At 34.7% G+C, this 12085-nt stretch carries 8 protein-coding genes and 1 other RNA gene; 5 read left to right on the top strand and 4 right to left on the bottom strand.

Annotation, left to right across the window (positions count from 1 at the left end; genetic code table 11):
• Window position 1 precedes the first annotated feature (1 nt).
• The gene (locus tag A9D35_RS16850; protein ID WP_066225180.1) at window positions 2-592 is read left to right on the top strand and encodes a DUF1989 domain-containing protein; all 591 of its coding nucleotides are present in this window, start codon (window positions 2-4) and stop codon (window positions 590-592) included.
• Between the two features lie 223 nt (window positions 593-815).
• Here A9D35_RS16850 and A9D35_RS18730 read toward each other — a convergent pair whose 3' ends face one another.
• Genes A9D35_RS18730 through A9D35_RS16840 form a run of 3 tightly spaced genes read right to left on the bottom strand, consistent with a single transcriptional unit; the run spans window position 816 to window position 1726 of the window.
• A complete protein-coding gene (locus A9D35_RS18730) occupies window positions 816-968 on the bottom strand; it encodes a hypothetical protein (RefSeq protein ID WP_159427075.1) in 153 nt (50 codons plus the stop codon).
• A gap of 26 nt (window positions 969-994) precedes the next feature.
• Complete coding sequence (gene hpf, locus A9D35_RS16845) at window positions 995-1297, bottom strand: ribosome hibernation-promoting factor, HPF/YfiA family (RefSeq protein ID WP_066225178.1); 303 nt, start codon at window positions 1295-1297, stop codon at window positions 995-997.
• A 30-nt stretch (window positions 1298-1327) separates the two neighbouring features.
• Complete coding sequence (locus A9D35_RS16840; protein WP_066225177.1) at window positions 1328-1726, bottom strand: VOC family protein; 399 nt, start codon at window positions 1724-1726, stop codon at window positions 1328-1330.
• 439 nt (window positions 1727-2165) lie between these two features.
• Between A9D35_RS16840 and A9D35_RS16835 the strand changes: the two genes are divergently transcribed.
• From A9D35_RS16835 to A9D35_RS16825, 3 genes are all read left to right on the top strand, one after another.
• A complete protein-coding gene (locus A9D35_RS16835; RefSeq protein ID WP_066225175.1) occupies window positions 2166-4499 on the top strand; it encodes a family 16 glycosylhydrolase in 2334 nt (777 codons plus the stop codon).
• A 529-nt stretch (window positions 4500-5028) separates the two neighbouring features.
• Complete coding sequence (locus A9D35_RS16830; protein WP_066225172.1) at window positions 5029-5874, top strand: hypothetical protein; 846 nt, start codon at window positions 5029-5031, stop codon at window positions 5872-5874.
• A 4-nt stretch (window positions 5875-5878) separates the two neighbouring features.
• On the top strand, window positions 5879-9961 hold the full coding sequence (locus tag A9D35_RS16825) for a T9SS type A sorting domain-containing protein (protein WP_066225170.1): 4083 nt from the start codon (window positions 5879-5881) through the stop codon (window positions 9959-9961).
• Window positions 9962-10236: 275 nt separating this feature from the next.
• On the opposite strand, the gene ssrA is transcribed toward A9D35_RS16825, so the two are convergent.
• Window positions 10237-10632, bottom strand: a transfer-messenger RNA (tmRNA) gene (ssrA, locus tag A9D35_RS16820).
• A gap of 240 nt (window positions 10633-10872) precedes the next feature.
• Between ssrA and A9D35_RS16815 the strand changes: the two genes are divergently transcribed.
• Complete coding sequence (locus tag A9D35_RS16815; RefSeq protein WP_066225169.1) at window positions 10873-12078, top strand: NAD(P)-dependent oxidoreductase; 1206 nt, start codon at window positions 10873-10875, stop codon at window positions 12076-12078.
• The last annotated feature ends 7 nt before the right edge of the window (window positions 12079-12085 follow it).

Raw genomic sequence — 12085 nt, 5'->3', positions numbered from 1 at the left:
TATGTTACATATAATTAACGAACAAAGCGGAAAAACTATCCAACTAAAAAAAGGTGATATTTTAACGGTTATCAACCCTCAAGGTCAGCAAGTTAGCGATATGGTGCTTTTTAACGCACATGATATTAAAGAAAAAATATCTTCAGGTAAAACTTTAGATTTCGAAGAATCTATTTTATTAAGTACAGGAAATTATTTATGGAGTAATAGGTCTAATAAAATGATGAAAATCTTAGAAGATACTAATGGAAGAAATGACTTTCTTTTAGCGCCTTGTAGTACAGAAACCTTTGTTATTATGTACGATAACGTAGGTTATCATCCAAGCTGTCTAGAAAATTTGACTAGAAATTTAGAGCCTTATGGCATTTCACAAGATGATATACCTACAGCATTTAATATTTTTATGAATGTTCAGTTTGATAAATATGGAAAATTATCTGTGCTCCCTCCTACTTCTAAGCCTGGAGATTTCGTGAAGTTTGAGGCCCAAATGGATCTGTTAGTTTGCCTTACAGCTTGCTCGGCAGAAGATAGTAATGGCGGCACCTTTAAACCCATTCATTTTAAAGTAAAATCTCAAGCCAAATAGATTTATAACAAATCTCATTTTTTTTAAATCCTTAAAAAAACATCCTGATGGGCTTGAATATTACTAGCCTATCAGGATGTTTTTGTTTTCAATTTAACTCATTCAGTAGAATTAAAAATTCTGATGGGAATTATAATAGCTACCCAATGTACCATTCATATAAAGCAAAAAAGGAAGCCCCGAAAAGCATTCCTTTTAAACCTTTAATTAAAATCAGTATCTATTACCGATTTTCAATTTCTCTATATTGCATTTCCTTTTTATTCTGAATAAACTTATAGGTTAGATACCCTAATTGTAATGCAACAAATGCAATCTTCATCTTATCATTTTTAAAAAGTTTAGATGTTGCTCCTATTAATGTTGACGGATCCATAATTCTAATTTTTTGTGGTTAATTATTTAAAATGTTTTCATTTTATCTTTACGTTTACGTAACTGACGTTCAAGATCGCTGATAGATTCTGAAATGGAATCAGGAAAATTATCATGACTAGCCTCGGCAAAAAGTCGCGGCCCTGGAAGACTTAATCTGATATTACAAATTTTTCCAGTCTCATCAGACGTCGTGTTTTCTACTTTAAAAAACACATCGCCACGAATTACCATTTCGAATTTTTCTCCTAATTTCTCTAATTTTTCCCGTGTCAGTTTCTCTAGCGATTCGCTAGCTTGTACATCGTGATACTCAAATATAATTTGCATAATGATTTGTTTTATTGATTACTATGAATCTTAATTATTACAGTTTACCATCCAATTAATTCCATATTTATCGGTACAGCGTCCAAAATGGCCCCATTCACGTTCTCTAAAATCGTGATGCACTTGCCCCGCTTTAGATAATTCATTAAATAATTGCTCAGCTTCTGTTGGTGTTTTTAAGTCCACACTCATATGTATTTTAGTACCTTGATTTAAAGGCGTATCTGGTGCGGCATCGTAAGCCATAAAATGCACCCCATTCCCCTTTAGCTCGGCATGCTGAAGTTTTTTACGATACGAATTTGGGATATCTATATTACGGTCCTCGTAAGTTTGTTTATTTTTTATTTCGGCTTTAAATATTTCACTATAAAAGTTTAACGCCTCATGGCAATCCCCATTAAAGGCCAAATATGCTTGTACATTCATGATTATATATTTTTAAATTATTTCTATTAATCTCTAAATTAAGATGATTGGAGAGGAATGCTTGACCCAAAGACATTTTCTTTTAGCTTGAAAGGTTTTTAAGCACTTTTATCCCGCTAATTAAAGGTTTCACTTCATCATTTTTTCGCCCGTATTGATTCGCACAGCAAATAATAACCTGATTTTCGGCCATTTATACATTCTACCTCATAAAAAACACATGAATTAGTTATATAAAGTAGAGACAAGTACTATAGTGTTTACAAGTTTAAAATCATAATTCATTTTCATACTTAAACAGTTCAAGTGGGCATAAGGAGAATAGACCGAACGAAATAAACACACAAGGTAACTCAATACCATAAGAAGTTAATTTTGTACTATTCACCCAAGTAGCGTAACAATATCTTTATTGTTTACTAAATTTTATAAGAAAAAAATGAAACAACTAAACAAACTAAAAAGGGTTGGTAAGTACTTATGTGTTAAAGCTATATTGTGTAGTACGAGTATTTTATTTGCCCAACAACCAACCAAAACCTCGAACGCAAACGACCAATGGCAAATAAAATGGAATGCCTCAGACGAGTTTAACAACGACAACCCAGATTGGCAAAAATGGCAAAAAACGTCTGGCCTTCCTAATACCACCGCATGGAAATGGGATAACCAAAATAATGTCGAAATTAACGATGGTGCCGCAGCCTTAACTATGCGGCAAAACGCAAACAATGCTGCAGACGATGGCACGTATTTTAAATCTGGAATTTTAAAATCGTATGCTACGTTTACCTATGGCTATTTTGAAGCTAAAATAAAGGGAGCAGATATAGGAGAAGGTGTCTGTCCTTCTTTTTGGTTATACAGTAATTTTGATAGAAATGTAGGAGACGGAAAAACGATTTATAGCGAAATTGATATTGTAGAATTACAGCAATTTGATTGGTATGAAGGTCATCAAGATGACATCCAAGACATCGATTTAAATCTACATGCCGTTGTAAAACAAAACGGACAAGATGTATGGAGACGACCAAAAATGTACCCAGATGAACAATTAAATAAATGGCGAGCCCCTTGGGATCCTACACAAGATTATCATATTTATGGTTGTGAGGTTAACGAACAAGAAATAATTTGGTATGTAGATGGTGTAGAAGTTGTAAGAAAACCAAATACCTATTGGCATCGCCCTATGAATATTACTCTTTCTTTAGGTCTTAGAAAGCCTTTCGTAGAATTTTTCAACAACCGTAACAATGCCATAAATCCAGAAACCAATGCTAAAGCCAAAGCAAAATTACCAGGTATGCCTACATCGATGTTTGTGGATTACGTTCGAGTTTGGGAAAAAACAGGTAGTACTACTACGCCACCAAATTCTAGCATGGGAACCTTAGAAAATGAGGGTTTTGAAACCGGAGATTTAACCCATTGGGATGCCAGCGCTGGAGCCTCAGCTGTTATAAGTAACAACAAAAACTCTGGACAGCATGCTGGAGAAGTTAACAACTCAAGCATTGCACAATTAGTAACCTTAAAGGCCAATACGTCTTACACCATTTCTGCTTACGGTAAAACAACCTTGGGAAACTCAGCCTTTATAGGAATAAATAAACATGACACTAACGCATTGGTAAAAAATCACGAATTTTCGAGTACCACCTTTACTAAAGGAGAGTTTTCCTTTACTACTGGAGACCAAGAATCTGTTTATCGAATATGGTTTTGGTCCTCTGCTTCTGCATTTTGCGATGACTTTTCCTTGACAGAGGACAGTGCTAGCGGCGAAGATACGGTTGCAGTTACAGGTGTTAATTTGGATCTCACTAATCTTTCTCTTCATGTAGGAGATACCCAAACTGTAAGTGCAACCGTATTACCAGAAAATGCGAGTAATAAGAATGTTACTTGGTCTGCTGCAAATACTAACATCGTTACCATTAATCAAAATGGAGAAATTCAAGCAGTACAGAGCGGAAATACCACCATTCAGGTAAAAACAATTGATGGAAATTTCACAGCTACTTGTGAGATTATAGTAAACAACACAGACGAAGACGGTTCTAGCACTGGTACAGCTGAAACGCCAACACAAGGTGAAACCATTACTTTACTTTCATCTGCTGGTTTATTTCTTACCGTAAATACGGCTTCGGGAACTGCGGTGCAGGCAACAATAAATTCGGCAACCTCTCTTGAAAAATTTATAGTTTTAGAGAAAGACGGATTTCTGTCATTTCAATCTAGTGCCACCAACAAATATGTAACTACTGCTAGCGATAATATAATTCGCTGTGGTGCAACGGGGATATTTAATCGACAAATGTTCACTCTGGAATCAGATGGTTCAGATGGCGTTTATATTAAATCAAAAATAAATGGTAATTATTGGGTTATTGCTAGCAATAATGCTATTACTGCTACGGCCACAACTAAAGCACAAGCTTCTATATTTTATTGGAATATAGACCATATGGAAACCACAAAATCGAATACACTTTCAAATAACGATAGTATAGAAATGCAAAATGCTGCAATTTACCCAAACCCTTATAATGGCGGAATGCTAACCATAAAACTTGGGACCACATTTTCTGGAGAATTAGAAATTTATGATTTAGGAGGAAAACGTATTTCAATGCAACCTATAACTTCAAAAAGATCATTAAAAATAAATGTATCTAACCTTGGCTTAAGCAACGGACTATATTTTATAAAACTTAGCAACCACAACACAACAATTACCAAAAAATTGCTTGTAAAAAAGTAAATCACAAGCTCAATAAGCGAGTTGATTTTTAATCTTTTATCACATTTAGTACGAAAACGAGTATTTAAACTAGATAATTATTGTTAATTAAAACACAGGCCTCCTATTTGGGAGGCTTTTTTTAGGTTTAATAGTTTAGATCTTTATGAGTGAGTTTGTAAAATCTTTTTTTTTCAAAAACTAAATGAATTTGGCTTTATAAAAGATTATCTGCTGCTCAGCGTTTATTTTTTGGGGTTGATGAATAAACATGCATAATTTTAAGGGTCAAAAATTTAAAATCAAGAATAGAATGATCAGCTTAAATATTTTCCTTTTATTTAATTAATATAAATTCTCGAAACTCGCCCTAGATTCCTCAAAGAACAGACTGCCAGAAAAGTAATGTAAAGCATGAAATAATGGAAACATTGAGGTAACTTAAAATGTTATAAAATTTACATTCAACTAATATATTTATAAAGAAGACTTAATTTAACATTTTTAGGTACCTGCCAAATAAAGTCCAATTTTGGCACATGGATAAAAGATGTTTTTTTACATAAAACTATGTGCGTTTTTAGTGTTTTTTGCTCGAGCCTATCAGTTTTATTTTTTTGGTGCTCCCTATAGAGCGTTTTTATGGGATGAAAGTTTATTGTCTCCTCTTGTTACAGGAGTTCTTAATATGTCTTGGTACGATTATGCCACAAGTACCGTAGTTAATAAATGGATTGATTTTAGTGTAAAACTATCTTCTATATTATTATTTATAGCTGCTTTTGTGGCTTTATTTTGGGATCAAATTTCATCGCAACTTGTCAAAAAAACGAGTATTAGTATTGGGGTGTTAATACTGATTATTTTAGGATTATGTTTGGTAAAAGACAAGAATTACGATCCTTTACAATTCTTCGAACTTAGTATTCAGTTTGCAGCTCCTTTAGTATTACTGTATATAAATAGTACAAAATCAATAAATAAGTCAAAACTCCTTTTTTGGCTCAAAATATCTATTGCACTTACATTTATTCCGCATGGCCTTTTCGCGATGGGCGTAATTTATGTCCCAGGCCATTTTATAGATATGACTATTTCGATACTTGGTGTAAACGAAACCAATGCCAAATTATTTTTATTTATCGTTGGATTTCTAGATGTAGTACTGTCCATCTTTTTATTTATTCCTAAACTTTCAAAATATGCTTTTGGGTACATTATAGTTTGGGGGTTTTTAACTGCTTTAGCCCGTATTGTGGCAGGTATTAATAGTGACTTTTTACTTAACTCTATTCATGTCACAGCTTACTTAACGGTATACAGACTGCCACATGGCCTCATCCCTTTAGTCGCATTTTTATTAGAAAAAGAAATCAATAAAACAAAAATCAACTAACACTATGAAACAAAAACTACCCTTTTTATTAATGTTTTTATTAGCTTTTACATGGTATGGTAAAGCCAATAACGATAAATACAGGTTAATACTTTTTGATAATCCAGCAACAACAATTACAGTGGCATGGAATCAGATATCTGGAAACAATGCCACTGTATATTATGGAACAGAGGATTTTGGTACTAATTCAGAATCTTATCCTTTCTCCAAAACTGTAGATCATTCTACTACCGCTAAAGGGATGAATAATCAGTTTTCTAGACTGACTAATCTTAGCCCAAATACGATTTACTTTTTTGTGATTGCTGATAGTGAAGGCGTAAGTAAAAGATTTTGGTTTAAAACAGCCCCGGCTGATGATAGTAGATTATTTTTTATTGCTGGTGGGGACTCAAGAAATAATAGAGAGCCACGACAAAATGCTAATAAATTAGTTAGTAAATTAAAACCACACGCTGTGTTCTTTGGTGGAGATATGACCGATGATGACACGAATACAGAATGGCAAGAATGGTTCGACGACTGGCAATTAACCACAGCAGAAGACGGGAGAATGTTCCCTATAGTACCGGCGCGTGGAAATCACGAATCAGCATCATCTGTCTACGAGTTGTTCGATACAAGAAATGAAAATTCGTATTATGCCATTACTTGGGGTAACGATTTAATTAGAACCTACACCTTAAATACTGAAATTTCTGTCTTAGGCGACCAATTAACTTGGTTAAAAACAGATTTGTCCAATTCTGAGCATTTAACTTGGAAAATGGCACAATACCATAAGCCTATGCGACCACATACTAGTGGAAAATCTGAAGGAAATAACGAATACAACGCTTGGGCACATTTATTTTATGAACAAAATATAAGATTAGTCGTAGATAGCGATTCTCATACCGCTAAAACCACTTGGCCTGTTAGGCCTTCTTCTGCTCCTGGGAATGATGAAGGTTTTGTAGTCGATGAAGAAAAAGGAACGGTATATACTGGCGAAGGCTGTTGGGGAGCTCCACTAAGACCAAATAATGACGATAAAAGCTGGACAAGAAATTCGGGGTCTTTTAACCAATTTAAAGTAATCTTTATTAACAAACAAAAAATTGAACTACGCACTATTAATGTAAATAATGCCAATGATGTTACTGAAATGGCTAGTGCAAACACCAACCCGTTTATTTTACCAGAAAACCTAAATGTGTTTTCTCCAGAAACAGGATCTATAGTAGAAATATCTAATACTGTAGACAATCCTTGTCCTATAGTTGGTACCGCTTGCGATGATGGTAATCCTGATACTGTAAATGATGAGGAAGATGGTTTCTGTAATTGTGTGGGACTATTAAATACAGAATTAGAAGAAAAATCAATCCCTGTAGCTTCAGGTCAAGATGATGCCGAAGAGGATATTTCAACAGGAACGGTAACTTTAGAAAGTTCAACTTTAGAACTTATAAATAATGGCGCAGATCAAGTAGTAGGTATTCGATTTAATAATGTAAATATTCCTGAAGGCGCAACTTTATACAGAGCATATATTCAGTTCGAAACCGCAGAAAACAGCCAAGTCAACCCTACTAATTTAACGATTCATGGAGAGTTATCGGCAGCAAGTACAGCGTTCATGTCTTCAGAACAAGATATTTCATCTCGCCTTTTAACGGAAAACTCAAAAGTATGGAATGATATTACACCTTGGGAAACTCCAGAAGAATCTGGGATTTATCAACGAACGCCATATGTTACAGATATAGTTAGTGAAATAGTTTCTCAAACCGAATGGACTTTAGGAAATGCCATTACATTTATGTTCTCTGGTTCAGGAAAACGCGTTGCAGGATCATTCGAAGGACATGCTGCTCCTGTCTTAAAATTATTTTATCAAATACCTTGTAACCCTGCAGGGACGGTGTGCGATGATGGGGACCCAACAACAACTATCGATTTAGAAGATGGAAATTGTAACTGTATAGGAATTAAAGATGAAGACACGCTTACTTTTCAAGTGAATACAGGTAGTGATGATGCCGAACAAGCAGAAACCGGTGGTGCTATGTATTCGGATAGCTCAGATTTAGAACTGGTATACGATTCTTTTGCAGACCAATTTAACCAGACTGTAGGTGTGCGATTTAATAATATTTTAGTACCTAAAGGTGCAACCATATTAAATGCAAGGATACAATTTACTGTTGATGAAACTTCTAGCGATGCTACCAATTTAGTTATTCATGGAGAAAAGGTTAATAATAGTATGACATTTGCTGAAACCGCAAATAATATTACCAATAGAACCCAAACAACAGCTACCGTAAACTGGTTTAATGTGCCTGCTTGGAATACAGTTGGAGAATCTGGAAATGATCAGGAAACTCCAAATTTAAAATCTATAGTTCAAGAAATTGTAGATCAAGACGATTGGCAACCTTATAACTCCATGTCATTTTTTATAACAGGAGAAGGTAGAAGAACCGCTGAAGCTTTTGATGGGTCTGCAGAGGGTGCTCCAAAATTAGTAGTGACTTACAGTATTTTGGGTAATACCTGTGATGTGGCAGGAACACCATGTGATGATGGCGATGATTCTACAATTAATGATGAACAAGATGGTTCTTGTAATTGCGCTGGTATTCCTTCAAATAGTACGGAACAAGAAAATCTAGTATTACTTTCTAATGATGATGCTGAAGAGAATTTAGAGACTGGTGAAGTCGATTTAACAAGTTCTGATTTAGAATTAATTTATGACGGAGCGAATCAAGTTGTAGGTATTCGTTTTAATGAGGTGCAATTTCCAGAAGGTTCTACATTGTACAGAGCCTATATTCAATTCGAAACCGATGAAGATGATATGGAAGAAGATCCTACAAATTTATTAATTCATGGCGAGCTAACAGCAACGAGTTCAGAGTTCAATTCAGATAAAAATAATATATCATCAAGAACATTAACCTCATCATCTGTAGCATGGAATTCTATTCCTGTTTGGGATACGGTAGGTGAAGCGGGAGTTAATCAACGCACACCTTATGTTACAGATATTGTTAGAGAAATTATGTCGCAAACCGAATGGACTTCAGGAAATGCCATTACATTTATGTTCTCTGGTTCAGGAAAACGAGTTGCTGAAGCTAAAGATGGTTCGGCCGCACCAGTATTAAAACTGTTTTATATTTCTCCATGTAACCCTCTAGGTACTACCTGTGACGATGGGAATCCAAACACAAGTTTCGATGTAGAAGATGGTAATTGTAATTGTGTGGGAATAGAAAATTCTGGAATGCTAACGTATCAGGTTAATCATTCTAATAACGACGCAGAAGAAGAAGTTTCTACTGGAATAATGGATATTACAAGTAGTGATTTAGAATTAATTGCTGAAAGTGGTGATACAGATCAGTATGTTGGTATAAGATTCGAAGGAATTCAATTACCGGCAAATGCTAAAATAAGCAATGCATATATTCAGTTTACCACAGATGATGATAACGATAATGTTACTAATTTAGAAATCCGTGCAGAAGCGGTTGCTAATTCTGCCATGTTTACTTCTGAAAATAAAAATATTTCATCAAGAACATTAGGAAATGAAGTGGTACAGTGGACTGAAATTCCAGAGTGGACTTCAGAAGACATAGGTAATGCAGACGAAAAACAAAGAACTCCAAATTTAGCACCTTTAGTTCAAGAGGTACTAAGCCAAACAGGCTGGGAATTGTTAAACGCCATGACCTTTATATTTTCAGGAAGCGGAGAACGTGAAGCTGAAGCTTTCGATGGAACGGCAGCCCCACAATTAATCATAACTTATACTATAAATAATGGATTAACTGTCGAGGATAATGTTTTAGAAAACGCTTTTAAAGTGTATCCAAATCCTGTGAAAAATGTTCTAAATGTAACTAGTAAATTAAATATTAGTAAGCTAAATGTATACGATATAAGTGGTAAATTAATTCTTAATAAGCAGATTGGTGTTAAAACTTTAAAGCACCAAATAGATGTATCACGTTTTCAAAATGGAATGTATTTTATAGAAGTTTTCACTAATACAACTAAACAAACTATCAAGTTTATTAAAAAATAAAGTACTCGTAAAATACGATTTTAATTAATAGAAAATAAAAGCCCAGAGTTATTATAAATTCTGGGCTTTTTATATTAAAAAAACCAAAATAATAGGCCTTATAAATAATTGTATAAAATACCTTGTCCCTTCCAAATTTCACACAGTAGAGTTGAATTTAAGAAGCAAACCACAAAATAAAAATTAAGAATACAATGTTTAACTATTAGTGAATATAAATAAAACCCAGTAAAATCCTTGATTTTACTGGGTTTTAATGGTTTTTGTTAACCTAAAAGTGGAGTCGGAGAGAATCGAACTCTCGTCCAAACAAGTTACCAAAGGGCTTTCTACACGCTTATTCTTTTCTTGGGTTTTCGATTAAAAGCTGGTTAAAGACAACCTACTTTTAACTTATCTTCTTTAGGTTCAAAAGTAATTCGAAGCGCCTTACTTTCTATATTGACATTTACGATGCCTCAAAATGGAACGCCGTCAATCAAGGCTTTCCGGAGACATAAAGCTTGCACACCTTGTGTGCCTAGGCCAATCCTACTATAATTCGGATTAAGCAGCTAAAGCGTAGTTATTCTCGCCGTTTAAAAGTGTGATCTAGCCTTTTACGTGTTTCAAAATCATTACACGACGTGCTTACCGTTCAATAAATCTCGCTGTCAAAACCAGTCGACCCCATTGTTGTAAGTATTATGGCATTCCCCTATCGGGTCAGGCTTTCCGCTATATCTTTTTAATTTTGAAATTAAAAAGGATGCCGCTTCAATCCTTAATGCACTTCCTAATCATCTTATAAACCATAAGAAAAAAATCGGATTGCAAAGCTATTAAAAAATTTGTTTAAACTCGCAATTCCATGTAATTTAGTGCAAAAGTTATGCCATGGCATAACTTGTCAGACCTGTAAACGCCTTATCATGAAATTTGCCATTATCAAAGAACGTAAAACCCCGCCAGACAGGCGTGTAGTACTTACACCAAAAACGTTATTACAAGTTAAACAACAATATCCGAAGGCGAGTTTTAAGGTTGAAAAATCTAAAATCCGCATTTTCCCCGACGAAGTTTATAAACTTGCAGGTTTTACTGTTGTTAAAGAGGTGGCAGATTGCGATGTTTTTATAGGGGTTAAAGAAGTTCCTGTAGAATATTTAATTCCAAATAAATCGTATTTTTTCTTTTCGCATACTATAAAAAAACAACCCTATAACAGAAAACTTTTACAAGCTGTTTTAGAAAAAAACATTACACTTTACGATCACGAAACTATAACAGATGCTAAGGGCATACGGCTAATTGGTTTCGGACGATTCGCCGGTATTGTTGGTGCCTATAATGCCTTTAGAACCTGGGGGCTTAAATTTGATTCTTGGAAGCTGCCAAAAGCTAACACTTTAACCGACCAAAAGGCATTAAATGCTCAGTTAACTAAAATTCGAGTGCCTAATATTAAAATCCTTTTAACGGGTGATGGCAAAGTTGCACATGGTGCAATAGAAACCTTAGAAGCTCTTAAAATCTCTAAAGTTAGCATAGACGACTACTTAACAAAAAGCTTCTCTAAGCCTGTGTATTGCAACATTGACTCTTTAAATTATAATCGACGTATAGACGGGAAGGTAAAACCCCTTAAAGATTTCTTTAAACATCCAGAACACTACGAATCGACTTTTATGCGATTTGCTTCTGTATCAGACATGCTTATTACAGGGCATTTTTATGGAGATGGAGCTCCGTTTTTATTTACAAGAGAAGATGCTAAATCGGCTGACTTTAATATAAAAGTCGTGGCAGATATAAGCTGTGATATCGACGGACCGGTAGCAACAACTATTCGACCTTCAACTATAGAAAATCCGATATATGGCTATAATCCACAAACCGAAACCGAAGTCGATTTTACTAATCCCGATGCTATAGCCGTCATGGCTGTTGATAATTTGCCTTGCGAACTGCCTAAAGATGCCAGTCAAGGTTTCGGAAAAATGTTTCTAAAAAGTGTTATTCCTGCTTTCTTTAATAATGATGAAGATGGTGTTTTAGAGCGTGCAAAAATGACAGAAAACGGAAAGCTTACACCACGTTTCGCTTATCTACAAGATTTTGTAGACGGCAAGGAATAATTAAGGA

Source organism: Formosa haliotis (assembly GCF_001685485.1).
In the GTDB taxonomy this organism is placed as follows: domain Bacteria; phylum Bacteroidota; class Bacteroidia; order Flavobacteriales; family Flavobacteriaceae; genus Formosa; species Formosa haliotis.
Note: the sequence above shows the minus strand (reverse complement) of the source record. Positions and strands in the feature narration are given on the sequence as shown.

What these genes read in the sequence shown, in the direction of transcription:
- A9D35_RS16850 (WP_066225180.1), top strand. Translation starts at nt 2, where the DNA reads ATGTTACATATAATTAACGAACAAAGCGGAAAAACTATCCAACTAAAA.
- A9D35_RS18730 (WP_159427075.1), bottom strand. Translation starts at nt 968, where the DNA reads ATGGATCCGTCAACATTAATAGGAGCAACATCTAAACTTTTTAAAAAT.
- hpf (WP_066225178.1), bottom strand. Translation starts at nt 1,297, where the DNA reads ATGCAAATTATATTTGAGTATCACGATGTACAAGCTAGCGAATCGCTA.
- A9D35_RS16840 (WP_066225177.1), bottom strand. Translation starts at nt 1,726, where the DNA reads ATGAATGTACAAGCATATTTGGCCTTTAATGGGGATTGCCATGAGGCG.
- A9D35_RS16835 (WP_066225175.1), top strand. Translation starts at nt 2,166, where the DNA reads ATGAAACAACTAAACAAACTAAAAAGGGTTGGTAAGTACTTATGTGTT.
- A9D35_RS16830 (WP_066225172.1), top strand. Translation starts at nt 5,029, where the DNA reads ATGTTTTTTTACATAAAACTATGTGCGTTTTTAGTGTTTTTTGCTCGA.
- A9D35_RS16825 (WP_066225170.1), top strand. Translation starts at nt 5,879, where the DNA reads ATGAAACAAAAACTACCCTTTTTATTAATGTTTTTATTAGCTTTTACA.
- A9D35_RS16815 (WP_066225169.1), top strand. Translation starts at nt 10,873, where the DNA reads ATGAAATTTGCCATTATCAAAGAACGTAAAACCCCGCCAGACAGGCGT.